This window comes from Halomonas kalidii (genome assembly GCF_030010475.1).
In the GTDB taxonomy this organism is placed as follows: domain Bacteria; phylum Pseudomonadota; class Gammaproteobacteria; order Pseudomonadales; family Halomonadaceae; genus Halomonas; species Halomonas heilongjiangensis.
In genome coordinates this window covers 150681-173648 of the sequence record NZ_JASCQN010000051.1, presented here as the reverse complement: position 1 = coordinate 173648, position 22968 = coordinate 150681, and the positions used below count along the sequence as shown (strand labels likewise).

Annotated in this window: 30 protein-coding genes and 1 pseudogene; 20 read left to right on the top strand and 11 right to left on the bottom strand. The window is 67.0% G+C overall.

Annotation, left to right across the window (positions count from 1 at the left end):
- Positions 1–89: 89 nt before the first annotated feature.
- The 3 genes from QLQ85_RS17415 (at position 90) to QLQ85_RS17405 (ending at position 2077) form a co-directional block, all read left to right on the top strand.
- Positions 90–821: a DUF899 domain-containing protein gene (locus tag QLQ85_RS17415; protein ID WP_282740157.1), complete on the top strand. Its 732-nt coding sequence runs from the start codon at positions 90–92 to the stop codon at positions 819–821.
- 69 nt (positions 822–890) lie between these two features.
- On the top strand, positions 891–1325 hold the full coding sequence (locus QLQ85_RS17410; protein ID WP_282740156.1) for a VOC family protein: 435 nt from the start codon (positions 891–893) through the stop codon (positions 1323–1325).
- Positions 1322–2077 carry a DUF899 domain-containing protein gene (locus QLQ85_RS17405; RefSeq protein ID WP_282740155.1) on the top strand — a complete coding sequence of 252 codons (756 nt, stop codon included), beginning with the start codon at positions 1322–1324 and terminating at the stop codon, positions 2075–2077. The genes QLQ85_RS17410 and QLQ85_RS17405 overlap by 4 nt, the downstream gene beginning before the upstream one ends.
- Positions 2078–2098: 21 nt before the next feature.
- On the opposite strand, the gene QLQ85_RS17400 is transcribed toward QLQ85_RS17405, so the two are convergent.
- Entirely contained in the window at positions 2099–2416 is a 318-nt protein-coding gene (locus QLQ85_RS17400; RefSeq protein ID WP_282740154.1) for a helix-turn-helix transcriptional regulator, read from the bottom strand.
- Between the two features lie 230 nt (positions 2417–2646).
- Positions 2647–2859, bottom strand: a pseudogene (locus tag QLQ85_RS22890) (hypothetical protein); the annotation flags it as partial.
- 152 nt (positions 2860–3011) lie between these two features.
- Here QLQ85_RS22890 and QLQ85_RS17390 point away from each other — a divergent pair.
- Positions 3012–3464: a carboxymuconolactone decarboxylase family protein gene (locus QLQ85_RS17390; protein WP_282740152.1), complete on the top strand. Its 453-nt coding sequence runs from the start codon at positions 3012–3014 to the stop codon at positions 3462–3464.
- A gap of 10 nt (positions 3465–3474) precedes the next feature.
- On the opposite strand, the gene QLQ85_RS17385 is transcribed toward QLQ85_RS17390, so the two are convergent.
- Positions 3475–4374 (bottom strand): arylamine N-acetyltransferase family protein, encoded by a 900-nt coding sequence (locus QLQ85_RS17385; RefSeq protein WP_282740151.1) that lies wholly within the window; start codon positions 4372–4374, stop codon positions 3475–3477.
- Positions 4375–4676: 302 nt separating this feature from the next.
- Here QLQ85_RS17385 and QLQ85_RS17380 point away from each other — a divergent pair, with 302 nt between their 5' ends.
- A complete protein-coding gene (locus tag QLQ85_RS17380) occupies positions 4677–5546 on the top strand; it encodes an Nmad3 family putative nucleotide modification protein (protein WP_282740150.1) in 870 nt (289 codons plus the stop codon).
- A gap of 41 nt (positions 5547–5587) precedes the next feature.
- On the opposite strand, the gene QLQ85_RS17375 is transcribed toward QLQ85_RS17380, so the two are convergent.
- Positions 5588–6484: a LysR substrate-binding domain-containing protein gene (locus QLQ85_RS17375; RefSeq protein ID WP_282740149.1), complete on the bottom strand. Its 897-nt coding sequence runs from the start codon at positions 6482–6484 to the stop codon at positions 5588–5590.
- 162 nt (positions 6485–6646) lie between these two features.
- Between QLQ85_RS17375 and QLQ85_RS17370 the strand changes: the two genes are divergently transcribed.
- Complete coding sequence (locus QLQ85_RS17370; RefSeq protein ID WP_282740148.1) at positions 6647–6982, top strand: hypothetical protein; 336 nt, start codon at positions 6647–6649, stop codon at positions 6980–6982.
- 60 nt (positions 6983–7042) lie between these two features.
- Here the strand turns inward: QLQ85_RS17370 and QLQ85_RS17365 are convergent, their stop codons facing one another.
- A complete protein-coding gene (locus QLQ85_RS17365) occupies positions 7043–7531 on the bottom strand; it encodes a MarR family winged helix-turn-helix transcriptional regulator (protein ID WP_282723141.1) in 489 nt (162 codons plus the stop codon).
- Positions 7532–7623: 92 nt separating this feature from the next.
- Between QLQ85_RS17365 and QLQ85_RS17360 the strand changes: the two genes are divergently transcribed.
- Positions 7624–8571, top strand: coding sequence for a DMT family transporter (locus QLQ85_RS17360; RefSeq protein WP_282740147.1), 948 nt, complete (start codon positions 7624–7626; stop codon positions 8569–8571).
- A 30-nt stretch (positions 8572–8601) separates the two neighbouring features.
- Positions 8602–9237, top strand: a complete 636-nt coding sequence (locus QLQ85_RS17355) for a nitroreductase family protein (protein ID WP_282740146.1) — start codon at positions 8602–8604, stop codon at positions 9235–9237.
- Positions 9238–9344: 107 nt separating this feature from the next.
- Here the strand turns inward: QLQ85_RS17355 and QLQ85_RS17350 are convergent, their stop codons facing one another.
- Complete coding sequence (locus tag QLQ85_RS17350) at positions 9345–9785, bottom strand: cupredoxin domain-containing protein (RefSeq protein WP_282740145.1); 441 nt, start codon at positions 9783–9785, stop codon at positions 9345–9347.
- 317 nt (positions 9786–10102) lie between these two features.
- On the opposite strand from QLQ85_RS17350, the gene QLQ85_RS17345 reads away from it, so the two are divergent.
- The 6 genes from QLQ85_RS17345 to QLQ85_RS17320 all read left to right on the top strand — a co-directional run bounded on the left by QLQ85_RS17345 (position 10103) and on the right by QLQ85_RS17320 (position 14182).
- On the top strand, positions 10103–10585 hold the full coding sequence (locus QLQ85_RS17345) for an OsmC family protein (RefSeq protein ID WP_282740144.1): 483 nt from the start codon (positions 10103–10105) through the stop codon (positions 10583–10585).
- A gap of 70 nt (positions 10586–10655) precedes the next feature.
- Positions 10656–11507 carry a deoxyribonuclease IV gene (nfo, locus tag QLQ85_RS17340; RefSeq protein WP_282740143.1) on the top strand — a complete coding sequence of 284 codons (852 nt, stop codon included), beginning with the start codon at positions 10656–10658 and terminating at the stop codon, positions 11505–11507.
- Between the two features lie 44 nt (positions 11508–11551).
- The gene (locus QLQ85_RS17335) at positions 11552–11962 is read left to right on the top strand and encodes an ArsR/SmtB family transcription factor (protein ID WP_282740142.1); all 411 of its coding nucleotides are present in this window, start codon (positions 11552–11554) and stop codon (positions 11960–11962) included.
- Positions 11949–12941: an SRPBCC domain-containing protein gene (locus QLQ85_RS17330; RefSeq protein ID WP_282740141.1), complete on the top strand. Its 993-nt coding sequence runs from the start codon at positions 11949–11951 to the stop codon at positions 12939–12941. The genes QLQ85_RS17335 and QLQ85_RS17330 overlap by 14 nt, the downstream gene beginning before the upstream one ends.
- Positions 12938–13648, top strand: a complete 711-nt coding sequence (locus QLQ85_RS17325; RefSeq protein WP_282740140.1) for a DUF899 domain-containing protein — start codon at positions 12938–12940, stop codon at positions 13646–13648. Before QLQ85_RS17330 ends, QLQ85_RS17325 begins: the two co-directional genes overlap by 4 nt.
- A gap of 105 nt (positions 13649–13753) precedes the next feature.
- Positions 13754–14182, top strand: a complete 429-nt coding sequence (locus tag QLQ85_RS17320) for a VOC family protein (protein ID WP_102628357.1) — start codon at positions 13754–13756, stop codon at positions 14180–14182.
- Between the two features lie 15 nt (positions 14183–14197).
- Here QLQ85_RS17320 and QLQ85_RS17315 read toward each other — a convergent pair whose 3' ends face one another.
- Positions 14198–15376, bottom strand: coding sequence for an MFS transporter (locus QLQ85_RS17315; protein ID WP_282740139.1), 1179 nt, complete (start codon positions 15374–15376; stop codon positions 14198–14200).
- Between the two features lie 154 nt (positions 15377–15530).
- On the opposite strand from QLQ85_RS17315, the gene QLQ85_RS17310 reads away from it, so the two are divergent.
- Positions 15531–16547, top strand: coding sequence for an AraC family transcriptional regulator (locus QLQ85_RS17310; RefSeq protein ID WP_282740138.1), 1017 nt, complete (start codon positions 15531–15533; stop codon positions 16545–16547).
- A complete protein-coding gene (locus QLQ85_RS17305) occupies positions 16513–17073 on the top strand; it encodes a GrpB family protein (protein WP_282740137.1) in 561 nt (186 codons plus the stop codon). Before QLQ85_RS17310 ends, QLQ85_RS17305 begins: the two co-directional genes overlap by 35 nt.
- Positions 17074–17091: 18 nt before the next feature.
- Here the strand turns inward: QLQ85_RS17305 and QLQ85_RS17300 are convergent, their stop codons facing one another.
- Together QLQ85_RS17300 and QLQ85_RS17295 are read right to left on the bottom strand one after the other, a co-directional pair.
- Positions 17092–17529: an META domain-containing protein gene (locus QLQ85_RS17300; RefSeq protein ID WP_282740136.1), complete on the bottom strand. Its 438-nt coding sequence runs from the start codon at positions 17527–17529 to the stop codon at positions 17092–17094.
- A gap of 76 nt (positions 17530–17605) precedes the next feature.
- Complete coding sequence (locus tag QLQ85_RS17295; RefSeq protein WP_282740135.1) at positions 17606–18163, bottom strand: Spy/CpxP family protein refolding chaperone; 558 nt, start codon at positions 18161–18163, stop codon at positions 17606–17608.
- Positions 18164–18390: 227 nt separating this feature from the next.
- On the opposite strand from QLQ85_RS17295, the gene QLQ85_RS17290 reads away from it, so the two are divergent.
- On the top strand, positions 18391–18987 hold the full coding sequence (locus QLQ85_RS17290; protein WP_282740134.1) for a Crp/Fnr family transcriptional regulator: 597 nt from the start codon (positions 18391–18393) through the stop codon (positions 18985–18987).
- A gap of 7 nt (positions 18988–18994) precedes the next feature.
- Here the strand turns inward: QLQ85_RS17290 and QLQ85_RS17285 are convergent, their stop codons facing one another.
- The gene (locus QLQ85_RS17285) at positions 18995–19315 is read right to left on the bottom strand and encodes a DUF1330 domain-containing protein (protein WP_282740133.1); all 321 of its coding nucleotides are present in this window, start codon (positions 19313–19315) and stop codon (positions 18995–18997) included.
- Between the two features lie 110 nt (positions 19316–19425).
- On the opposite strand from QLQ85_RS17285, the gene QLQ85_RS17280 reads away from it, so the two are divergent.
- From QLQ85_RS17280 to QLQ85_RS17270, 3 genes are all read left to right on the top strand, one after another.
- Positions 19426–20232, top strand: coding sequence for a helix-turn-helix domain-containing protein (locus tag QLQ85_RS17280; RefSeq protein ID WP_282740132.1), 807 nt, complete (start codon positions 19426–19428; stop codon positions 20230–20232).
- A 342-nt stretch (positions 20233–20574) separates the two neighbouring features.
- Positions 20575–20967: a hypothetical protein gene (locus QLQ85_RS17275; protein WP_282740131.1), complete on the top strand. Its 393-nt coding sequence runs from the start codon at positions 20575–20577 to the stop codon at positions 20965–20967.
- A 476-nt stretch (positions 20968–21443) separates the two neighbouring features.
- Entirely contained in the window at positions 21444–21836 is a 393-nt protein-coding gene (locus QLQ85_RS17270) for a hypothetical protein (protein ID WP_282740130.1), read from the top strand.
- Between the two features lie 220 nt (positions 21837–22056).
- On the opposite strand, the gene QLQ85_RS17265 is transcribed toward QLQ85_RS17270, so the two are convergent.
- On the bottom strand, positions 22057–22968 hold the full coding sequence (locus QLQ85_RS17265) for a LysR family transcriptional regulator (RefSeq protein ID WP_282740129.1): 912 nt from the start codon (positions 22966–22968) through the stop codon (positions 22057–22059).

Here is a 22968-nt window from a genome sequence, read left to right as displayed (position 1 = left end):
CGTCAATCGCCTCGCATGCTGCCGGCCCCCGGTGTCGATTCCGCCTCGCCCCGAGCGACTCTCTCCTGCAGGCCACAGGAGGACATGTCATGTCACCACACGATCTCACCCCCACAGGCATCGTCTCCCGCGACGAATGGCTCGTCGCCCGCCAGGAACTGCTGGCCAGGGAGAAGGAGCTCACCCGCCTGCGCGACGCGCTGAACGCCAAGCGCCGCGCCCTGCCATGGGTGAAAGTCGAGAAGGCGTATGCCTTCGATACGCTCGAGGGCCGCAGGACCCTCGCCGAGCTGTTCGACGGGCGCAGCCAGCTCATCGTCCATCATTTCATGTTCGGCCCCGGCTGGGGGGCGGGCTGCATCGGCTGCTCCTTCACGGCCGACCACATCGAAGGCACGCGGGTGCATCTCGAGCACCACGATGTCAGCCTGGTCCGGGTCTCGCGGGCGCCGCTCGCCGAGATCGACGCCTACCGCAAGCGCATGGGCTGGCAGGTGAAGTGGGTCTCCTCGCACGGCAGCGACTTCAACTACGACTACCGGGTCTCGTTCACTCCCGAGGAGATCGCCCGGGGCGCGGTCGCCTACAACTACGCCACGGCCAACGTCTCGATCGAGGACCTGTCCGGCCTCAGCGTGTTCTACCGGGACGCCAACGGCGAGGTGTTCCACACTTACTCGACCTACGGGCGCGGCGACGAACTCGTCGACAGCACCTACATGCTGCTCGACATGACGCCCCGGGGCCGCAACGAGACGGGACCCCACCACAACCTGATGGACTGGGTGAAACGCCACGACGAATACGCAGCGGCGAAATAACGCGCGCCCTGTCGAACCGACGGGCCCTCGCTCGACCAGAGAATGGACATCGATACGGAGGAATCCCTCATGCTGCTGAACACCTACCTCATCTTCAACGGCGACTGCCGCGCTGCCTTCGCGTTCTACCAGCGCTGCCTCGGCGGCGAGATCGCCGCGCTGCACCCCTACTCGGAGGCGCCGGAGGAGTGCGCCCAGGACGTGCCGCCGGAGCATCTCGACAAGATCATGCACGCCCGGCTGGTGGTGGACGGGCAGGTCCTGATGGGCTCCGACACCACCCCGGCATGCCCCGCCCCCTACGAAGGCATCAAGGGCGCCCATGTCTCGATCAGCGTCGACACCCCCGAGGAGGCCGAGCGAATCTTCCCCGCCCTGGCCGACAACGGCAGCGTCGTGATGCCCCTGGAGGAGACCTTCTGGGCCCTGCGTTTCGGCATGCTGGTCGACCGCTTCGGCGTGTCCTGGATGATCAACTGCGAACGGCAGGAGGCACCGTCATGATCCCATCGGGAGGCACCGCCATGCACGAACACGACCTGCCCCATCCCCCCATAGCCACCCGCGACGCCTGGCTGACCGCCCGCAGGGCCCTGCTCGCCGAGGAGAAGGCCCTGACGCACCAGAGGGACGCGGTGAACGCCGCACGCCGACGGCTGCCGATGGTGAAGCTCGACAAGGCCTACGTCTTCGACGGCCCGGCCGGCAAGACCCGGCTGCTCGACCTGTTCGAGGGGCGGCGCCAGCTCATCGTCTACCACTTCATGTTCGACCCGGAGTGGGAGAAGGGCTGCAGCGGCTGCACGGGGTTCGTCAACGCCCTGGGGGACCTCTCGCTGCTCCATGAGCGCGACACCAGCTTCGCGCTGGTCTCCCGGGCGCCGCTGGCCAGGCTCGAGGCCTACCAGGCCGAGCAGGGCTGGCACTGGCCCTGGGTGTCGTCGCTCGACAGCGACTTCAACTACGACTTCCACGTCACCCTCGACGCGGCAGTCGCGCCGCCCGAGTACAACTACCGCAGCCGGGAGGAACTCGAGGCACGCAGCGACGAGCCTCACTTCATGAGTGGCGAGTGCCACGGGCTGAGCGTGTTTTTCCGCCTGGGCGAGGAGCTCTTCCACAGCTATTCGGCCTACGCCCGGGGCTGCGAGAGCCTCACCGACGCCTACGCCCTGCTCGACACCACGCCCTACGGTCGGCAGGAGGACTTCGAGGTCTCGCCGCCGGGCTGGCCCCAGCGGCCGACCTACGGCTGAGCACCCCGCGGTGGGCCGCGACTATCGATAACGGCGCCGCACATGGTCGAGATAGCCGCCCGGGGTGACGCCGGTGACCGCCTTGAAGTCATGAATGAAGTGCGCCTGGTCGAAATATCCTGCCTCGTGGGCGGTATCGGTCAGCGATACCGCCGCCCCGCCCCGCTTGATCAGCTCGCGGCTGCGTGCGATGCGCAGCAGGCGGGCATAGCGCTTGGGCGAGAGCCCCACATGGTGCTTGAACAGCCGCTCCAGCCGGCGCTGGCCGATCGGCAATTCGTCGGCCAACGCCGCGATGGTGCCCGGGCCACCCCCTGCAGACAGCGCCGGCGCAGCCATTCGAGCGATGCCGGCAGCGCCGGATGCAGCGCCTCGGCATGGCGCAGCCGCTCCAGCAGGAAGCGCTCCAGCAGCGCGATGCGCCCGGCGAGATCGGGCGCCTGGCACAGCCTCTCGTGCAGCGCCTCGAGCGCCAGATAACGCAGAGCATCGCCCGGTACCAGCTCCATCCCGGCCAGCACGGACAGCGCCTCGCCGATGAACAGCGCCCCGTTTCCCGGCAAGAAGCGAACGCCGAGCAAGTCGAGATCCTCGCCCAGCGTCAGCCGCGCCGTGCACAGCTTGGGGCCGTCGACCCAGCAAGCACCGGAAACGTCTTCCCCGTTGCGGTTCAAGGCACCGCCGAAGTTGAACAGCAGCCCCATGCCGCCATCGGGGTGCAGCAACTCCACCGCATCCGCACCCGGCGCAGCAACTCCCTTGGCGCGCCAGAAGCACTGCACATGGGAGCTCAGCGCGGGACTGGGGGCGAACTGCTGCAGGCGAAGGCCGGTCGCGTGCACGACGCCGCCAGGTCGAAAATCTACAATGCCGCGCCCGACGCCCGGGCTAGGTTGGGACCTGTCATTTACCGTCAGGAGACCCTCCAATGCGCATGAACTACTTTTCTGCCAACCCCGCCGGCCTCAAGACCCTGGTCGACGTCCAACGCCATGTTTCCAAGGCCGCGGAAGACGGCGAACTGGGCGACGGCCTGCTGGGACTGATCTATACGCGCGTCTCGCAGATCAATGGCTGCGCCTACTGCATCGACATGCACACCAAGGATGCCCGACGCGCCGGCGAAAGCGAACAGCGGCTCTACGCCCTGAGCGCCTGGCGCGAGACACCCTTCTTCACCCCCCGCGAGCGCGCCGCCCTGGCCTGGGCCGAGGCCAATACGCTGATCGCCGGCCGCGGCATCGATGACGCCCTGTTCGACGCCACCCGGGCGCACTTCTCGGAGCAGGGGCTGGTCGACTTGACCCTGGCGATCTGCACCATCAACGCCTGGAACCGGCTATCGATCAGCTTCTCGGCGGACGCCGGCAGCTACCGCCCCGACTGACCCTCGTGCTTCAGGTGCCGAGTTGCTCGCCCTCGGACGACGCCCCGGCGAGCGACTCGGCACGCCGCAGCAGGATCGCCTCCTGTTCGGGCGAGAGCACCAGCCCGAACAGCTCGCGCAGCACGCCGGGCAGCGCTTCGGCACCGATCTGGCGCAGTTCCGGCGCCTCGCCGGGACGGAAGGTCTTCAGCTCCAGGTCGGTGAGGGCGTGACGAACCTCCGCGCCGTTGCGCTGGGCCACGATCCTCCGCACGAAGGGCGAGTCCGGGTGATGGGACACCTGGTAGTTGTGCTCCTCGTAATCGGCACGATAGTAGGGCTCGTCGCTGAACTGGTAGAGGTTGAACCAGCCGTCGTGGCGCCGGTAGCGCAGCAGCCAGTACCCCAGCGGCGAGCGCTCGAGGCGGTATTCCCAGCGGCCATGGCGCACCTCACCCCCCGCCTCGAGCGGGATCGGCTCACGCGGCCCGACGTTGCCGACGCCGACATCGACCAGCCACTGCTGCCCCTCCAGGGTGACATTGAGGATCGTATGCCCGATAGCGGTGAGCTTGCGCTCGTCGTCGCCCATCAGCATCCGCGCGCTGCGCCCCTCGACGGCGAAACCGAGCCGGTCCAGCACCGTGGCGAACAGGATGTTCTGCTCGTGGCAGTAGCCACCGCGGCGACGCCGTACCAGCTTGTCCTGCAGGCTCTCCAGATCGAGCCGGATCTCGCCGCCGGTGACGATCTCCAGGTTCTCGAAGGGCACCGCCGCAAGGTGCGCCCGCTGCAGATCGCGCAGCGTCGCCAGGCTGGGGGTCAGTGGCCCGCGGTAGTCGATGCGTTCCAGATAGGCCTCGAGATCGAGAAGCGGCGTTTCCCAATGGGCCGACGCGTGGGGTGGAAGCGGGGACACGGAGGCATTCATGGCTGGGATTCCTTCGCTGAGCGGCACCCTGCCGCGATGAGTGAGATGGCCGCCAAGGGCAACCGTTGCACCGCAGGCTAAGACCTCAAGTACGCTTGAGGTAAAGCACAAGATGTCCTATCGGCCCCATAGCCATCGCCAATGCCAGACCATCCCTTCCGCCCCACTACCAGCATATTTGGTGAGACACAGAATCTTCAGCGCGAACTGGCCGTGTCGAACGGCGGAAAGCGTCTCTGATACCATCCCATGGCATACCATTCCCAGCCGACCGCTACACGTTTCTGGCCCCGTGAGACGAGATGAAACTGATCCTCAGCCGCAAGGGCTTCGACTCCTCCGCCGGCGGTGTGCCAAGCCCCATCTTCCCGGATGGCCGGATGGTCGCCCTGCCCATCCCGGACGGAAACTCGATCATCCGCTACCGGGATATCGCCTATGACGGGGCCTCGCTCGGCGACCTGGTCGGCCAGCTCACCCGGGGCAGGGTGACGCCGGGCGACCGTGCCCATCTCGACCCCGACCTGATCCCCGACATGCTGCCCCGAGCGCCCGGCTGGCGACCGATCTTCGGGCAGGCCGGCCAGGCCCAGGGGCACCTGCGAAACCAGGAGGTCGGGCCGGGCGATCTGTTCCTGTTCTTCGGGCTCTTCCGGCGCATCGAGCCTCACCACGGGGCCTGGCACTGGGCCCTCGATTCGCGCCCCTGCCATGTCGTCTGGGGCTGGCTGCAGGTGGCGGAGGTGCTACCGATCGACGGCTCCCGGCCGTCGGGATACGAGTGGGCGGCCTATCACCCCCACTTCCGGCGGGGAGCCGTTGCCAATAACGTGGTCTATCTGGCGAGCCGGCGGCTACGCCTCGACGGGCTATTCGACGAGCCATACGAGGCGCTGCCGGGCGCCGGGGTCTTCCCGCGCTTCTCCCCGGACCGGCAGTTGACCGCGCCCCAGGCCCCCAACACCTCCGTCTGGCGGCTGCCTGCCTGGTGCTATCCGCAGGGCGACCGCACGCCCCTGACCTACCACGCGAACCCTCAACGGTGGCGAAAACGCGCGGATCACACGGAATTGACCGCGGCGGCACGGGGGCAGGAGTTCGTCCTCGACGGCGACGAGTACCCGGAGGCGCTGCCCTGGGCAGGCGACCTGATTCGCCACCGGGATCGGTAACCCGACACCACTGGTTTCGCCACGCTGAGTGCTGCGTCGGGTCAGCCGTGCATATTGCCGAACGCCTCGATCACATACCCCACCAGGGCCTCGCTGGCCTGGCCCACGCCGCTCCGCTTGACCAGCTCCAGCTGGTAGTCGCCGAGGGGCGGCAGCAGGTTCTTGTCGATCCGGCGCAGCGGCGGCCGGATCAGGGCCAGCGGGAAGGGCGAGACCGCCAGGTCGGCGAGCATGGCGGCCTCCTGTCCGGCGCAGTGTTCGCAGGTGTAGGCGATGCGGTAGCTCACCCCGGCCCGGTCGAGGGCATCGAGGGCCATCCCGCGCCAGGCACAGCCGTGGTGGGCCAGCGCCACCGGCAGCGGCGAGCGCTGGGCGGCGATCCCGCCTTCGCGCCCGGCCCACACCAGCGGCTCGCTGTGCACGATCTCGCCACGCACGCCTTGCCCCGGGTTGCCGGCGGTGACCAGCACCAGGTCGAGCTCGCCGGCATCCAGACGCGCCAGCATCCCCGCGCTGCTGCCCACCACCACGTCGACCTGGACCGCCGGGTGCGAGCGGGCGAACCGCGCCAGTACGCCGGGCAGGATGCGCGTGCCCACGTCGTCGGTGGTCCCGATGCCCACCCGCCCCTCCAGCGACGGCGCCAGGAACTGGGTCACCGCCTCCTCGTTGAGCTTGAGCAGCCGTCGCCCGTAGCCCAGCAGCACCTCGCCCTCCGGCGTGAGCCGTACCTGGCGCGCCTCGCGCACGAACAGCGGCTGGCCGAGGGTCTCTTCCAGGCGCTTGATCTGCATGCTCAGGGCCGACGGGGTGCGAAACACCTGCCGGGCGGCGCGGGTGAAGCTGCCGCTCTCGGCGATCGTCACGAAGGTGCGCAGCACGTCGCTATCCAGCAGCGGCAGCGTCGCGCTGCCGGTGGGTAAGGACAGTTGTGTCATGATCGCAACCTTTCAGAAATTCTTAAAGGTCAATGTAGACCTTTTCGTTTGATTGATCAAAGGGCCAGGACCATGCTGTCCCCAGAGGTCGCGACCCTCCACCCACCCGCAAGCAGACACCGGCAGCCGCCCGCCAGGCGGCCGCCTGGATGGAGGTGCGAGATGAGCCAGTACGAACCGATTCGCCGTCCGAGAGTCGTCGCCGACAAGCCGGTGCCACCGCCAGAACCGAACATCTATATGCCGGCCATGCCGCCCCTCGGGCTGATCGCTGCCGTCGAGCACCGGTGGCACGTCTACCGCCGCCGGCGGCAATTCCGGCAACGTTTCTTGCCGCTGCTCGCCCACGACGACCATATCCTCGAGGACATGGGCCACCACCGCGACGACATCCTGTGGGCATCGCGCCTGCCGCTGAAGGTCGATGCGCTGAAGGCCCTCGAGGAGTGCCGGGCGCTACGCAAGGCCCAGCAGGGCCCTTTCTCCCGGCTTGGTTGAGACCTCAGGGCCCCTGGCGAATCGTCGCCGGGGGCCTTGTCCGCGGCCGCGAACCGGCCGCTATTCCACTTCCAGGCCGTCGAGCAGCTTGCCGAGCAGCCTGCCCAGCGTCTCCTGCTCCTCCCGGCTCAGGGCGGAGAGCAGGCGCGCCTCGTTCTCGACATGCAGCGGGACGAGCCGGTTCATCATCTCCAGCCCCTGCTCCGTCAGCGAGACCAGGGTGCCGCGACGGTCCTCGGGGTTGGGGGTGCGTACGATCAACCCCGCCCGCTCCAGGCGATCCAGGCGGTTGGTCATGCCCCCGGACGAGACCATCAGGGTGCCGAACAGCTGGGTCGGCGTCAGCGCATAGGGCGCGCCGGCGCGGCGCAGGGTGGCCAGCACGTCGAACTCGCCCGCCTGCAGGCCATGGGTCTTGAAGAAGGCCTCCAGCTGGTTCCGGGTGATCAGCTGGCTGGTCTTCAGGTAGCCGACCACCTCCATCGGGAGCAGGTCGAGGCCGGGCATCTCGCGTTGCCACTGGGCGATCGCCGATTTCACTCTATTCATTGCCAACCATTTATCTCGATGCTAAGATATTTTTATCTTGATACAAAGATACTTTTCGAGAAGATACTTTCCACCAAGCTACGGGAGGATGGATGATGTCGAACGCAACGCCGTCGCGCAAGGGTATGGATCGGGCCGGGCTCTACGCCCTGGGCTGCCTGCTGCTGGTCGGCACCTTCCTGGCGCTGTCGCTGGTGGTCGCCAAGCTGGCCGATAGCGCGGGGGCGCCGCGGCTGACCTTCCTGATGACGGCCATGGCCGGGGCCGGGATCGTGCTGGGCACCATCGGGGCGCTGCAACATCGGTCGATGGCGCTCAACCGCCGTACCCTGGAGTACGCCGCCGTGGCCGGGGCGCTGTTCGCCGTGCCCAATGCCCTGGCCTTCCTCGCGGTACGCCATGTCGGCGCGGGCTTCATCTCGCTCAGCTTCGCCTTCCCGATCCTCCTCACCTGGTTGCTGGCCGTCTGGTTGAGCCTGGAACGCCTGCGCGCCCTGCGGCTGCTGGGCGTGCTACTGGGACTCTCCGGCGGGCTGGTGCTGGCCGCGGCCAAGGCCGGCGGCGCCGGCGGTGCCCAGGGGTGGGTCCTGCTGGTGCTGGCCATGCCGCTGGTGATCGCGCTCGGCAACATCTACCGCACGCTGCGCTGGCCCGACGGCACCGCGCCGGTGTTCCTGGCGGCGCTGATGATGTTCGGCGGCGCCGTGACGCTGCTGCCCTTCGTGCTGCTGCTCGAGCCCGGCCAGTCCCTGGCGCTGTTCACCACCGGGGCCGCCCTGCAGCTGCTGCTGGTGGAAGTCGCCGTGTTCTCGGTGCTCTACCTCTTCTACTTCGTGCTGCAGAAGCTCGCCGGCCCCGTCTACCTGAGCCAGATCGGCACGGTGGCGGCGCTGGTCGGCACGCTGATCGCGGTGCTGGCGCTCGGCGAGGCCCCGCCCCCTAACCTGGGCCTGGCCGCGCTGCTGGTGGCGCTCGGTACCGTGCTCTTCCATCGCGGCGCCCGCGCCGCGTCCGTCCCGAGTGGCGCCAGGACCACCTGATAGCGTCACCTTTCCCGACAAGGAGTCATCATGAGTCTCATCGAAGCCCTCAACTGGCGCTACGCCACCAAACGCATGAACGGCGAGCGAGTGCCCCGGACACAGGTCGACCGGATCCTGGAGGCGGTGCGCCTGGCGCCCTCCTCCTACGGCCTGCAGCCCTACTCCGTGCTGGTGATCGAGGATCGGGCGCTGCGCGAGCGGATCAGTCCGGTGGCCTTCGACCAGCCGCAGATCACCCAATCCTCGCACCTGCTGGTGTTCGCCGCCTGGGATCCCGTCGAGGAGGCCCACGTCGACGACCTGATCCGGCTCACCGCCGAGACACGCGGCCAACACCCGGACGACCTGGCGGCATATGGGAGCACCATCAAGGGAGCCGTCGGCGGCTTCGCGTCGATCCACGAGAAATTCCAGTGGGCGGCCAAGCAGGCCTACCTGGCGCTGGGAACGGCGCTCGCCGCGGCGGCCGCGGAGCGCGTGGACGCCTCGCCCATGGAGGGCTTCGACCCGGCGGGGCTGGATGACCTGCTGGGGCTCAGGGAGCAGAACCTGCGCAGCGTGGTGCTGATGGCGCTGGGCTATCGTGACGGCGAAGCCGACCGGCATGCCGGCCTCGAGAAGGTGCGCTGGCCCCGGGAGAAGCTGTTCATCCATATGAGCTAGACGTGATCTCTCGGCAGGTTGTTCATCCGGAGCCTACCCGGATCACAGGAGGCGCGCCCTCACTCGATCCTCCGGGAGGCCCGGATGCACAGCCGCCAGCCACCGGCTCACTCCACCACCTCCAGCACACCGGACATTCCCCTGTTGCGGTGGCTGGGCAGGAACCACAACTTCTTCCCGCAATAGAAGACCACCCGACCCGGTACCTGGGGGGTAAAGCGGATGACCTTCTCCTCACGCTCCAGCTCCTCCTCGATATCGAGCCCCAACGCCTCCGACTGGATCACCAGGTCATGCGGCGCAAGGCCGCGCTCCCGGCTGACCACCAGCTCCACCGGAACGCCTGCCTTGACCTGTATATGCTCGGGCTCGAAGAAATAACTGCCACCGACGAGGCGGATACGTTGCACACCGTCGTCGTCGGGCGTGGCCACATATGGCTCCGCATTGGCCCAGGCCTCGCTCGTGGCCAGGGTAATCAGCGCCGCCATCATCAGCATTCCCACCCGGATGATTTTCCCGTCTGTCTTGTTGTCGGCTACCATCATGTCTGCCTCTGGTTATACATCATCACCGCGGGAGTGAGCCCTCGCTGCGTCCCAATATCATGAAGGAGCGAGGATCTGTCACGTTTTTTCGGGTTACTCTTGGTCGCCCCGATCGGCACTAACTTACACTGTGCTTATGAACCGGGAGACCCCATCTATCCACTCCAGCATAGCGGGCCACGAGGTGGTCGATCGATATCGCCGGGACAGGGAAGCCTATACCGCGGCCAAGGGTGACTTCGTGCGTGCGATACTCCATGGCTCACCGCTTAGCGGGGCACGCGGCGACTGAGCGTCAGACACCAGAGGAGAAACCGATGAGCCAACCCCAGCACGACTACCGGGTGCGGGTCACCTGGACGGGTAACCAAGGTAGCGGCACCCGCCGCTACCGCGACTATTCGCGCGACCACGAGATCGAGGTGGCCGGCAAGGCCACGCTGCGGGGCTCTGCCGACCCCGCCTTCCTGGGCGACGCCGAGCGGCACAACCCCGAGGACATGCTGGTCGCCTCCCTCGCGGCCTGCCACATGCTGTGGTACCTGCACCTGTGTGCCGATGCCGGCGTCGTCGTCGAGCGCTACACCGACCAGGCCGAGGGCAGCATGGCCCTGATCGGCAACGGCGGCGGCCACTTCACCCGGGTGACGCTGCGCCCGCAGGTCGGTATCGCCGCCGGCAGCGACCCGGCGCTGGCCGAGCAGCTGCACGAGCGTGCCCACCGGCTCTGCTTCATCGCCAACTCGGTCAACTTCCCGGTGCACTGCGAGCCGACCATGGAGCGGGCGTCGGCGCCTTGAGCGGCTGATGGCGACCCGTCACGGTGCTATCGTAAGCTCACCCTTGAGCCGTGATGGAAGGAAACGCCGCATGAAATATCTCGGAGCCCACGTCAGTGCCGCCGGTGGCCCCGATCAGGCCGTGCTGCGCGCCGTGGAGATCGGCGCCGACGCCTTTGCGCTGTTCACCAAGAACCAGCGCCAGTGGCACGCCAAGCCGCTGACCGACGAGGCCATCGAGGCCTTCCGCACGGCCTGCCGCGAGCACGGCTTCGGCCCGGGGCAGATCCTTCCCCACGACAGCTACCTGATCAACCTCGGCCACCCGGATGCCGCCGGGCTCGAGAAGTCCCGCGCGGCCTTTCTCGACGAATTCCAGCGCTGCGAACAGCTCGGGCTCACGCTGCTCAACTTCCACCCCGGCAGCCACCTGAAGAAGATTAGCGAAAGCGAGTGCCTGACCCGCATCGCCGACTCGATCAACCATGTGCTCGCCGAGACCCGGGGCGTCACGGCGGTGATCGAGAACACCGCCGGCCAGGGCACCAACCTGGGCTGGCGCTTCGAGCACCTCGCCGAGATCATCGACCAGGTCGACGACGGGTCACGGGTCGGGGTGTGCATCGACACCTGCCACGCCTTCGCCGCCGGCTACGACCTGCGCACGCCGGAGGCCTGTACCGCGACGCTGGACGAATTCGATGCCGTGGTCGGCTTCGAGTATCTACGCGGCATGCACCTCAACGATGCCAAGAGCGAATTCGCCAGCCGCGTCGACCGCCACCACAGCCTGGGCCGGGGCAACATCGGGCTGGACGCCTTCACCACCCTCATGCGCGACCCGCGCATCGACGATATCCCCATGGTGCTGGAGACCATCGAGCCGGCGATCTGGGCCGAGGAGATCGCCTGGTTGCGCGCCCAACAGCTCGACGCCGCCTAGGCCTCCAGGCCTGACACCCCCTTCTACGCGTAGATGACCACCCAATGCTCAACCAGACGGTTGACAAGCCTTCATCGGCGATCTATCTAAACCATATGGTTGAACAACAAGCGATCGTCCTGGATCGGGTCTTCCACGCCCTGGCCGACCCGACCCGGCGGGCAATGCTCAAGAGCCTCGCCTCGGGCGAGCGCAGGATCGGCGAGTTGGCCTCGCCCTTCTCGATGTCGCTCGCGGCCGCCTCCAAGCATGTGCGCGTGCTGGAACAGGCAGGCCTGATCCGTCGCCGCGTGGAGGGTCGGGCCCACCTCTGCCGACTCAATCCGGACCCGCTCGCCGCGGCCGACGAGTGGCTGCACTTCTACGAGCGCTTCTGGCGCAAACGCCTCGATGCGCTGGAGGAGGCCCTGAAAGCCGAGGATGCCAGCGAAGGAGATCATCATGACGGACGATAATCATATCTCGGTCAGCATCAGCCGGGATTTCGCCGCGTCCCCCGAGCGGCTCTTCGACGCCTGGCTCGACACGGCGATGGTCCAACACTGGTTCGCCCCCGGGCTCGGCGAGATGGTGCACGTCGAGATCGACCCGTGCGTGGGTGGCACCTTCCGGCTCGACCAACAGCGCGGCGATGAACTCGCCCGGCACTGGGGCACCTATGTCGAGCTCGAGCGGCCCAGGCGGCTGGTCTTCACCTGGTGCGTCGACGGCGTGGATGGCGAGGATCTGGTGACGATCGATATCGCCCCCGTGGAAACGGGATCCCGTCTCACCATCACCCATCGCATGGAAGCCGACTTCGCCGAGTATGCCGACCTCACCCGGCAGGGCTGGAGCATGATGCTGGAAGGCATGGCCCGGGGCCTGGCCAGCCAGTCGCAGCACGGCCAGCTGTTCGCGCCGGACACCATCCGCTTCGAGCGGCTGTTGCCCGGCCCCATCGAGCGGGTCTGGGCCTACCTCACCGAATCCGACAAGCGTGCCCGATGGCTCGCCGCCGGCAGCATGGCGCCCCGGCCGGGCAGTACCTTCGCCCTGCACTTCGACCACGCCGGTCTCTCGCCTCACCAGTCGCCGATCCCTGAGCGCTTCCGCCAATTCGAGGGCGGCTGCACCACCCGGCACCAGATCCGCCGCTTCGAGCCGCCCCATGTGCTGGTGATGACCTGGGGTGGTGGTCACGAGGGCCCGTCCGAGGTGACCTTCGAGCTCAGCGAGGAAGGCGACCGGGTGCGGCTGGTGCTGACCCATCGCCGGCTGGGCGATGTCGACACCCTGGTCGACGTGGCCGGCGGCTGGCATACCCATCTCGCCATCCTGGTCGAGGTGCTGGAGGGCCGTACGCCACCGCCCTTCTGGCCATTGCTCGAAGAGTTGGAAGAATACTACCAGCAGCACATCACGTTGCAGCGCAACGGGAGGAACCAGCAGTGAACGATGCCCCCCATCCCCTGCCCCCCGTCGTCTCGATGGACGAGTGGCAGGCCGCGCTCGAGCGCCAGGTCGCCAGGGAAAAGGCGCTGACCCGGGAGCGCGACCGGTTGAACGCCGCGCGCCGCCGGCTGCCGATGGTCGAGGTGACGAAGGCGTACACCTTCGAGGGGCCGGCGGGCACCGCAAGCCTGCTCGACCTGTTCGAGGGACGTCGCCAGCTGATCGTGTACCATTTCATGTTCGGCCCCGACTGGGAGGCAGGCTGCGACGGCTGCTCCTGGGTCGTCGACGCCATGACCCACCCCGCCCACCTGCACGCCCGCGACACCTCGCTGGTGCTGGTGTCGCGCGCGCCCCTGGAACAGCTCGAGCGCTACCGGGCGCGCATGGGCTGGCGGCATTTGCCCTGGGTCTCCTCCCTGGGCAGCGACTTCAACCTCGACATGGGCGTGACGAGCCAGGACTGCTGCGCCCCGGACACCGACCGCGGCGAACGACACGGGGTCAGCGTCTTCCTGCGCGACGGCGAACGTATCTTCCGGACCTACTTCACCGGCAAGCGCGGCGTCGAATACCTGGGCAGTCACTGGACCTACCTGGACCTGACCCCCTACGGCCGCCAGGAGACCTGGGAGGACTCGCCCGCGGGCTGGCCTCAGACGCCGCCGTATGCGTGGAACCGTCGCCACGACGAGTACGGGTCGTGAACAAACGCCCCGAGCACTGCCCACGGCGACAACTTGATCTACCCTGAATGCCACCTCACCGGGGTTTGCCCGGGGATGAAGTGCCACGAACGGGGGTAGCACCGCATGCAACCGCGTATCACGCTGATCACGTTAGGCGTCGACGACCTGGAGCGCGCGCTGCGCTTCTATCGCGATGGCCTCGGCCTGGAAACGCCCGGCATCGTCGGCGAGGAGTTCGAGGAAGGCGACGGCGCCGTGGCGTTCTTCGAACTGCAGGGCGGGCTGAAACTCGGGCTCTGGCCGCGTCGCTGCATCGCCAATGACGCGAACCTGACGATGGGCGCGCCGAGCGCGACCGAGTTCACCCTGGCGCACAATGTCGCCTCCCGGGAAGAGGTCGATGGCGTCATGGAGCAGGCTACCAGCGCCGGCGCCACCATCACCAAGCCCGCTCACGAGACCTTCTGGGGCGGCTATGCCGGCTACTTCCAGGACCCCGACGGCCATCTGTGGGAAGTGGCCTGGAACCCTGTCTGGGAAATCGAGGAATGAGTGGGCCTGCGCGATTCACGCCGTGGCCAGCGGCCGCGTGCGTACGCCCGTCAGGATCATCAGGGCGGCCAGCAGCAGCACGGCGCCGCTGGCGGCAAAGACGTTGCCGGCGCCCCCCAGGTCGAAGATCACCCCACCCATGGCCGCACCGGTCGCGATCGCCAGGTTGATGGCCGCCACCAGCAGCCCGCTGGCACTCTCGGCTTCATCGGGCACCGTGCGGGTCAGCCAGGTCGACCACGCCACGGGAATGGCGCCGAAGGCCAGCCCCCACAAGGCCACCATCGCCGCATCCATCAACGCCACGTTCCCCATGGTGACGAGCCCCAGGCCGAGCACGCCCATCGTCAGCGGCGCCACGATCATGGTCAGGCGCAGGCTTCGCTCGATCAACCAGCCGCCCAGGTAGTTGCCGAGGAAGTTGGCCACGCCGAAGCCGAGCAGGATGCCGGCCACGCCACTCACGCCGACACCGGTCACGGTCTCGAGGAAGGGGCGGATATAGGTAAAGAAGGCGAAATGGCCCGTGAAGACCAGGGCGGCGGCCAGCATGGCGAGCCCGACCCGGGGGCGCATCAGCACATCGAACAGGGTACGCAGGCGGGTCAAGCCGCTCGGCGCCATTCGCGGCAGCGTCATGAACTGCACCGTCAGCGCCACGAGCCCCAGCAGCGCGGCCAGCCGGAACACATCGCGCCAGCCGACGATATCGCCCAGATAGCTGCCCAGAGGAGCGGCGGCGATGGTCGCCGCGGAAACCCCGCTGAACATGATTGACAGCGCCCTGGGCACCAGGGCCTCGGGCACGAGACGCATCATCGTCGCGATCGACATGGTCCAGAACCCGCCCAACGCCAGGCCGAGCAGGAGGCGCCCGAGCAGCAGGACCGTCAGGTTGGGCGCAAAGGCGACCAGCAGGTTCGAGGCGACCAGCAGCAGCGAGAAGCCCAGCAGCACATGGCGCCGATCGATGCGCCGCGTGGCGGTCGAGATCACGAGGCTCGTCATCAGCGCGACGGCGGCGGTCGCCGTCACGGCCTGACCCGCCATGCCCTCGGTGATCTCCAGATCCGCCGCCATGGGCGTCAGCAGGCTGGCGGGCAGAAATTCCGCCGTTACCAGCCCGAACACACCGAGGGCCATCGCAACGACTGCCCCCCAAGCGGGCTTGGCCCGCCGTGCCAACTCGTTCATGGTCGTTCTCCCTTGCTAGTGAAGCGTTCGTCAGGAACGAGCAGACTAGAGGGGCCACCTCGGACGTTCTATATTAAATGCTCTTGAATGCTTGATCATTCGTCCGAATCGGATGAAAACGCGAAGGGATGTGACGAACAGCGAGGAGGGCAAGATGCCAAAGCCGGAACTGGCCAGCGACCTGGTGAGCGAGCTACTGCTCGGCATGCGGCTGCGCGGTATCGCCTATCGCCGTATCCAACTCTCGCCGCCCCTGGGCGTCGAGTTCGGCACGGTGGCGGGCTGGGCCCAGTTCCACTTCGTGGCGCGCGGCCCCGTCTACCTGCGCAGCCCGAGCGGCAACATTCATACCCTCTCGACGGGCGATGCCCTGCTGCTGCCGCGCGGCGGCCCCCACGCCCTGCTCTCCACGCCCGACCAGCCGGCGCAGGACATCGCCGCCTTCGAGAGCGCCAGGCTCTGCGAGGCGGTCAGCGCGATCCGCGCCTGCCCGCAGGGCTGCACCCTCGATGGCGCCCTGACCTTCAGCGGCTGCATGGAGTTCGACCTGGGCAGCATGCATCCTCTCGTCGCGCTGATGCCCGAGGTGATGTACGTGGGCACCCTGCTGGAGCGGCATCCCGAGATCCTGCCCATGCTGGAAGCGATGGAGCGCGAGGCGAGAAGCGAGCGGGCGGGCTTCGCCGCCATCCTGGCGCGGCTGGCCGACGTGGTGTCCGCCTTCATCGTGCGCGGCTGGGTGGAGTGTGGCTGCGGCGATGCGACGGGCTGGATCGAGGCCCTGCGTGACCCGCGCCTGGGCCGCGTCATCGCCGCGCTGCATCGCGACCCGGGGCGGCACTGGACGGTGGCCGAACTCGCCGCCGAGATGGGCAGCTCGCGCTCGGTGTTCGCCGAGCGCTTCCTGGCGGTAACGGGCATGACGCCGCACCGCTACGTGACCGAGCTGCGCATGCACCTGGCGGCCCAGTGGATCGGCAAGGAGCGGCAGCCGATCGAGACCGTGGCCTATCGCCTGGGCTACGGCAGCGCGGCCGCCTTCAGCCGCGCCTTCAAGCGCATCCATGGCTACCCGCCCGGCGCCCTGCGCCAGCAGCGCGAAGCCGGCGCGGGTGCCCCGACACCCAGGAGCCCCGATGAACGAAGCCCAGTCGCTGCAGCAGGCCATTGATGAACCGGTGCGCCTGGCGGACTACGACCCCGCCTGGCCGGCACGCTTCGATACCGAGCGCGCCCGCCTGCTGGAACGGTTTCCCGCCGACCTGCTCGACGTGCAGCATATCGGCAGCACCGCCATTCCCGGCATGCCGGCCAAGCCCATCATCGACGTCATGGCCGGTGTCGCTTCCATGGCCGTCGCCGACGCCCTGTTCGAGCCGCTGCTCGATTTCGGCTACGTGACCTCGGTCGAGTTCAACGCCACTCTGAGCGACCGGCGCTGGTTCATGCGCCACGCCCACGGCCGGCGCACCCATCACCTGCACGTGGTGGTCCACGACGGCGACCTGTGGCGCCAGCGACTGGCCTTTCGCGACACCCTGCGTCGCGATGCGGCGCTGGCCGCGCGCTACGCCGCCCTCAAGCGCGAGCTGGCTGCCTGCCACCGGGGGGACCGCGAAGCCTACACCCGGGCCAAGGGGGATTTCGTGCGCTCGATCGTCGAGCCGGGCTGGGATCACGGCCGAGCAGTTCGATAGCGGCGAGGCCAGCGCCGCTCAGTAGAGATGTACCGCCTCGAAGTGCGCCACGGCGGCACCGGCCTCGTCCTTGAGGGTCAGCGCCTGGCCTTCGACCTGCCAGCTCGCTGCCGCCTCCAGCGCCGTGAGGAAGGCCTGCTCGGTCTCGGCTCCCTCCAGGCAGGCCATGCGCGTGGTGGCCAAGGGGCCGAAGCGGAGGGAGTCGTTCTCCAACCGGTAGCTGCCCGCCAGGCGATTGCATCCGGTGGAGCCCGCCACGCGGCTCTCCTCGACGTGCAGCACGAAATGCGCCTCGCGCTGGTTGTCCACCGCCTCGGCCGCGACATCGCCGACTCGGGTCAGCTTCCAGTAGGTGTTCTCCAGTGACTCATCATGCGTCATCGGACTCTCCATGCCGGCACAGCCCGCCAGGACGATGGCCAACGATCCCAGCAAGGTGGCGAAGCGCCTTTTCATTTCACATTCCCTCGACAAGCAATGTTCGATCCCGCCTCTGACGCAGCGGGCTCATGCGCCGTGACTGACTGGCTAATTATTCCGTGAAACCGTTCCGCGAGCCATGGTCCCTGTCATAACCACGGAGGTGGCTATAGCGCGCGACCTGCTCTGCGGTGAGTACCTGCTTCATCTCGAGGTGGTACGTCAGGTGCGTGGCGCGTAGTTCTCCCCGGAGGCGAGCGGCTTCGGTGGTCGCCCGCATGACGGATTGCGGCTCCGCCCGGCCATCGGCAAACAGCGCTTCGAGCGCACGCTCGCTGTCGATGAGGCGCTCGCCCAGCCTCACGGCCTCGGCCTGCATCTCCGCGAACAGCGCCTCGGTCTGGCGTTGCTGCGCCGGGGTCAGCTCCAGCCCCTCGGCCAGCTCCAGGACATGGCTGGGGCCGGGATAGCCGTTGAGCTCCGCCGGCAAGGCAAACGACATGCCCCGCCCGGCTCGCAAGTCGTCGAGCTGTTCGTCCGTCAGCGCCCCGAGCTCCTGCTGCTGCCTGCCCGCGTAGGGCGAATGCTCCCCGGGGTCGTGGCTCTGCGCCTCGGCGCTTGCCTGCATCGTCAGCGACAGGAACAGGAGTGTTGCAACTGCGATCTTCATACTGGGGTCCCCTTGAATTGCCGTTACGACTACGCTTTGTCTGAAAACTGCCTGCGCTCGTCCATACGGCGTTAAAAATCGGCTCAAAGACCTCATTTACAGCTCGTAAACTCCGTCCTTTCGTCGATTTTTGCCTTGTCTGATCATCGCTCGCCGATTTTTCAGACAAAGCTTAGACTGACCTCGCGGCGCCCTACTTCATATGATTGCGATCATACGGACACTCCATGACGACCATCGCCGAGATTCTCGAGGCGCTCGTGGCACGCCCCGGCGCCAGCCGGACTCTCGAGGCCGGCGAGCCCCTCTTCCGCGCCGGTGACCGGGTCACGGCGCTTTACGTCATCGTCGCCGGACGCTTGCGCCTGGTGCGGCCGGGCAGTGCCGGTGCCGAGGTGACCCTTCATCGCGCCGCCGCGGGGGAGGCCTTTGCCGAGCCGTCACTGTTCGCCGAACGCTATCACTGCGATGCCGTCGCCGAGACAGCGGCCCGGGTGCGGGCCTATCCGAAAGGCGCGATTCTCGCCGCCCTCGGCACCAGGCCCGAGCAGGCCTTGCGCTTCACCCGCCACCTCGCCGGCCAGGTGCAGACCGCCCGCTCGCGTGCCGAGATCCTCAGCCTGCACACCGCGGCCGACCGCGTCCTGGCCTACCTTCGCCTGCATCTGCCGAGCGGCAGCAATGCCCTTGATATCGACCAGAGCTGGAAACAGCTGGCATCGGAGCTCGGCCTGACCCACGAAGCCCTCTACCGCACCCTCGCGCGGCTCGAGCGGGAAGGCCGCATCCAGCGCAGCGGAAGACGGGTCAGCCTGATGCGGTAGGCCCTCGTCAGCCCAGGATATCGATGCCCCGGTGCCCCTCCGGCACGCCTTCCACCAGGATGACATCGCCCACGGCATTGGCGGTGCGCAACGGCAGGATGCGCCGATAGGCTTCGGAGCGATACCACGCCTGGGCCTGCGCCAGGTCGGGAAAGCCGAGCATGATGGTATCGCCCTGCCAGCTACCCTCCAGCACCTGGGTGGTACCGCCATGGATCAGGTAGTGGCCGCCGTAGGGGGCCAGGGTGGCATCGATCTTCTCGAGGTATTCGACGATCGCCGGTCCCATGGTGACGTCCTGCAGGCGGGCGATGGCGTAGGCGGCCATGGCGATGCTCCTGTGATGTGGTGTCACGCATAGCGTCGCCCGCCGCGCGCAGCCTGGCGATTACCTGCGAGGTAATAGCCAGCCATATTGCTTGACGCTAATCTAGGTCCATGACCACGAACGCCTCCACGACCGGGCAGCTGTTGAAGATGTGGCGACAGCGGCGACGGCTGAGCCAGCTCGCGCTCGCCACCGACGCCGACATCTCCCAGCGCCATTTGAGCTTCGTCGAATCCGGGCGCGCCGTGCCGAGCCGGGAGATGCTGCTGCACCTGACGGAACGGCTGGACGTTCCACTGCGCGAACGCAACCGGCTGCTGCTTGCCGCCGGGTTCGCCCCGGCCTTCGGCGAGCGCGGCATCGATGCGCCTGAACTCGAGACGGTGCGCGGCGTGATCGAGCGGCTGCTGGCGAGCCACGCCCCCTACCCGGCCCTGGCCGTCGACCGCCATTGGCACCTGCTGATGGCCAACCGCCCACTCGAGCTGCTGCTCGGTGGCATCGAGCCCGCGCTGCTGAAGCCGCCGATCAACGTGCTGCGGCTCACCCTGCATCCCCGGGGGCTCGCGTCACGCATCCGCAACTTCCGTGAATGGCGCGCCCACATACTCGAACGCCTGGCCCGCCAGGCCGACAGCGCCGCCGATCCGGCCCTTGTCGACCTCGCCGAGGAGCTCAAGGGCTTCCCGGTACCGACCGGGGCACGCCCCCACCTTGCCGCCGCGCGCCCGCCCCATGCCGGCCTCGCCGTGCCGCTGGAGCTGGCCCTGCCGGATGGCCGCGTGCTGTCGATGCTGAGTACCACCACGGTGTTCGGCACCCCGCTCGACATCACCCTGGAGGAGCTCGCCATCGAGTCGTTCTTTCCGGCGGATGCGGCCACCCAGGAAGCGCTGCAGCAGTTGGAGGATACCTAGCCGTAACGCCCGTCAGCAGCGTCGCCGCCCTCGTCGATATAGCCCCGCCGCGCCGGCGCCATCGCGACCCGGTCGATCCACGCATTCACCTGACGGTCGACCTGTTGCGGCGAAGTGCCCAAGGATTTCTTACAGCGGGCGAGGAAACACTGACAGCAACTTTATTGGTCGATAAAACCATCACCAACCTTACACAACATCTTATCCACCCCATAGGCCACAACGTTATTTATAATCCGAGAATCTTTGTAAGATACCCCCACCTCTCCCTACAAAGCCACATGGAACACACACTGTGCTCCTGACCATTATCCTCAACTGCAATGAAGTGGGAGGTGCATCATGATTTCCACGAACCTTATCAAGAAGCTTGGCATGCTCGGCGTTTCCATGGGCCTCATCGTCAGTCCGCTGGCGTTGTCCGATGAGGTGATACTGCCGGCGGTGGTCGTTATCGCCGAAGACGCGATCAGCCCCAGCTTCCGGAGCAACCCGATCAATGATCCTCGATACATCACCCAAGCGGCCTTTCGGGGTCAGATGACGACGAACGGTGTCGCTATGGAAGATCTCAGCCCCAGCTTCCGGAGCAATCCGATCAATGATCCCCGATATATAACCCAAGCGGCCTTTCGGGGTCCTGTGACGGCGAGCGGTCTCGCTACCGCAGACCTTAGCCCTAGCTTCCGGAGCAATCCGATCAATGATCCGTTCATGAATGGCTACGACTATTAACAACGACGCCATCTTGCTTGATGACCTCCCGAGCCCCTGCCTCTCGCAGGGGCTCTTTCATCGGGTGTTACCTGACCCGCACGCCGGGTGGCCAGTGCCGACGCGACGCCGCACATCACGCAGCAGCGCCGCGGCAGCGGCCAGGGGGCGAGGGGACGAGGGGACGAGAGCGATAAGAGTCGCATCCAGCGGAGTGGGCGTCGCGGGCGTGATGGTATTCACCTGACGGTCGACCGCTCTCGGCGAAGTGCCCAAGGATTTCATACGGCGAGTCAGAAAAACTGATACCAACTAATTAGTCAACAAAACCAGCACGAACCTTACATAACATTTCACCGAGCCCATAGAATAAAGCGGTATTTACAAACCGAAAATTTTTGCAATATTAACCCACTCTCCTCTACTAAGCTATTCAGGGAACACACACCGTGTTCCTGACTTTTTATGCTGAACTGCAACGCAGGGGAAGGTGCATCATGATTTCCACGAATCTTATCAAGAAGTTTGGCATGCTCGGCGTTTCCATGGGTCTCTTGATCAGTCCGCTGGCGTTGTCCGATGAGGTGGCCCTACCGACGGTGATCGTTATCGGCGGGGACTTGATTAGCCCCAGCTTCCGGAGCGATCCGGTCAATGATCCTCGATACATCACCCAAGCGGCCTTTCGGGGTCCTATGACGGCGAACGGTGCCGCTACGGAAGATCTTAGCCCCAGCTTCCGGAGCAATCCGGCCAATGATCCTCGATACATGATCCAATTGGGCCTTCGAGATCCTGTGATGGCGAACGGTTTGGCCACGGCAGACTATAGCCCAAGCTTCTGGAGCAATCCGACCCATGATCCGTTCATGACTGGCTACATCCATTAACAAAGACGCCATCCTGCTTGATGACCTTCAGAGCCCCTATCTCTCGCAGGGGCTCTTTCCTTGGGTATGTTCCACTCTCACGCGGGATCGCTTTCCATCGCTTCGCGTCATCATTATGCACCAGGTGTGAGCTCTCGGTAGGCTGTTCGTCCGCAGCCTACCCGGAAACCTGGAGACGCGACCCACCTCGAGGGCGACCAGCGTAGCATCCAGGATGGCTTCATTGCCGATCTGGACGGTTCGCCGCCGGACGGCTGGCGATACGCGATCCCTGTGCAGGAAGACGGCCCGCCAGCGCCTCGGCGACGAAGGCCATAAAGGCGCGGATACGCGCCACCCGACGCAGGTCGGGGTGGGTCAGCAGCCACAGCTCGGTGGCGAGCTCGGGGATCGGCTCGCCGAGGCGGGTCAGCGCCGGCTCGGCATCGGCCAGGTAGCAGGGCAGCACGGCGCGGCCCAGGCCATCGCGGGTGGCGGCCAGCATGCCGAGCAGGGTGTCGACGCGATAGCGGCAGTGGGCGTCGGCCCCCTTGTCGGCCATCCAGGCCTCCAGCGGCGCATAGCCCAGATGGCGATCCGGTCCGATCCAGGCGGCGGCGTCCCCCGCCCCGTCGCCCCGGGCATAGATCGCCTGGGCAATGCTGCCGACCCGCCGCCCCACCAGGTGCTCGGGCGACGACGACGAGGGCCGCACCGCCACGTCGGCGTCACGCTGGGAGAGATTGAACAGCGCATTGGAGACCGCCACCTCGAGCACGATCTCGGGATGGGCGCGCCGGAAGTCGGCGAGGATCGGCGACAGCAGCCCCATCAGCAGCGTGTCGGTGGTGGTCACCCGAATCACGCCGGAGAGGCGCAGGTCGCGCCCCACCAGGCGCCGTTCGGCACGCAGGACCTCGGCTTCCACCCGCGACGCCGTCGCCGCGAGTTCCTCCCCCGCCGCGGTGGGCGAATAGCCCGTCCGTGCCCGCTCGAACAGCCTGACCCCCAGGCGTTGCTCGATGGCGTTGAGGCGCCGGAACAGCGTGGCGTGGCTGGCCCCCAGCCGCCGCCCCGCCCCCGACAGCGTTCCCGTCTCGGCGATGGCCAGCACCACGCGCAGGTCGTCCCAGTGCAACGCTTGTTCATTCAT

Coding starts and splice junctions, on each gene's coding strand:
- QLQ85_RS17415 (WP_282740157.1), top strand. CDS start 90: ATGTCACCACACGATCTCACCCCCACAGGCATCGTCTCCCGCGACGAA.
- QLQ85_RS17410 (WP_282740156.1), top strand. CDS start 891: ATGCTGCTGAACACCTACCTCATCTTCAACGGCGACTGCCGCGCTGCC.
- QLQ85_RS17405 (WP_282740155.1), top strand. CDS start 1,322: ATGATCCCATCGGGAGGCACCGCCATGCACGAACACGACCTGCCCCAT.
- QLQ85_RS17400 (WP_282740154.1), bottom strand. CDS start 2,416: ATGGCTGCGCCGGCGCTGTCTGCAGGGGGTGGCCCGGGCACCATCGCG.
- QLQ85_RS17390 (WP_282740152.1), top strand. CDS start 3,012: ATGAACTACTTTTCTGCCAACCCCGCCGGCCTCAAGACCCTGGTCGAC.
- QLQ85_RS17385 (WP_282740151.1), bottom strand. CDS start 4,374: ATGAATGCCTCCGTGTCCCCGCTTCCACCCCACGCGTCGGCCCATTGG.
- QLQ85_RS17380 (WP_282740150.1), top strand. CDS start 4,677: ATGAAACTGATCCTCAGCCGCAAGGGCTTCGACTCCTCCGCCGGCGGT.
- QLQ85_RS17375 (WP_282740149.1), bottom strand. CDS start 6,484: ATGACACAACTGTCCTTACCCACCGGCAGCGCGACGCTGCCGCTGCTG.
- QLQ85_RS17370 (WP_282740148.1), top strand. CDS start 6,647: ATGAGCCAGTACGAACCGATTCGCCGTCCGAGAGTCGTCGCCGACAAG.
- QLQ85_RS17365 (WP_282723141.1), bottom strand. CDS start 7,531: ATGAATAGAGTGAAATCGGCGATCGCCCAGTGGCAACGCGAGATGCCC.
- QLQ85_RS17360 (WP_282740147.1), top strand. CDS start 7,624: ATGATGTCGAACGCAACGCCGTCGCGCAAGGGTATGGATCGGGCCGGG.
- QLQ85_RS17355 (WP_282740146.1), top strand. CDS start 8,602: ATGAGTCTCATCGAAGCCCTCAACTGGCGCTACGCCACCAAACGCATG.
- QLQ85_RS17350 (WP_282740145.1), bottom strand. CDS start 9,785: ATGATGGTAGCCGACAACAAGACAGACGGGAAAATCATCCGGGTGGGA.
- QLQ85_RS17345 (WP_282740144.1), top strand. CDS start 10,103: ATGAGCCAACCCCAGCACGACTACCGGGTGCGGGTCACCTGGACGGGT.
- nfo (WP_282740143.1), top strand. CDS start 10,656: ATGAAATATCTCGGAGCCCACGTCAGTGCCGCCGGTGGCCCCGATCAG.
- QLQ85_RS17335 (WP_282740142.1), top strand. CDS start 11,552: ATGCTCAACCAGACGGTTGACAAGCCTTCATCGGCGATCTATCTAAAC.
- QLQ85_RS17330 (WP_282740141.1), top strand. CDS start 11,949: ATGACGGACGATAATCATATCTCGGTCAGCATCAGCCGGGATTTCGCC.
- QLQ85_RS17320 (WP_102628357.1), top strand. CDS start 13,754: ATGCAACCGCGTATCACGCTGATCACGTTAGGCGTCGACGACCTGGAG.
- QLQ85_RS17315 (WP_282740139.1), bottom strand. CDS start 15,376: ATGAACGAGTTGGCACGGCGGGCCAAGCCCGCTTGGGGGGCAGTCGTT.
- QLQ85_RS17310 (WP_282740138.1), top strand. CDS start 15,531: ATGCCAAAGCCGGAACTGGCCAGCGACCTGGTGAGCGAGCTACTGCTC.
- QLQ85_RS17305 (WP_282740137.1), top strand. CDS start 16,513: ATGAACGAAGCCCAGTCGCTGCAGCAGGCCATTGATGAACCGGTGCGC.
- QLQ85_RS17300 (WP_282740136.1), bottom strand. CDS start 17,529: ATGAAAAGGCGCTTCGCCACCTTGCTGGGATCGTTGGCCATCGTCCTG.
- QLQ85_RS17295 (WP_282740135.1), bottom strand. CDS start 18,163: ATGAAGATCGCAGTTGCAACACTCCTGTTCCTGTCGCTGACGATGCAG.
- QLQ85_RS17290 (WP_282740134.1), top strand. CDS start 18,391: ATGACGACCATCGCCGAGATTCTCGAGGCGCTCGTGGCACGCCCCGGC.
- QLQ85_RS17285 (WP_282740133.1), bottom strand. CDS start 19,315: ATGGCCGCCTACGCCATCGCCCGCCTGCAGGACGTCACCATGGGACCG.
- QLQ85_RS17280 (WP_282740132.1), top strand. CDS start 19,426: ATGACCACGAACGCCTCCACGACCGGGCAGCTGTTGAAGATGTGGCGA.
- QLQ85_RS17275 (WP_282740131.1), top strand. CDS start 20,575: ATGATTTCCACGAACCTTATCAAGAAGCTTGGCATGCTCGGCGTTTCC.
- QLQ85_RS17270 (WP_282740130.1), top strand. CDS start 21,444: ATGATTTCCACGAATCTTATCAAGAAGTTTGGCATGCTCGGCGTTTCC.
- QLQ85_RS17265 (WP_282740129.1), bottom strand. CDS start 22,968: ATGAATGAACAAGCGTTGCACTGGGACGACCTGCGCGTGGTGCTGGCC.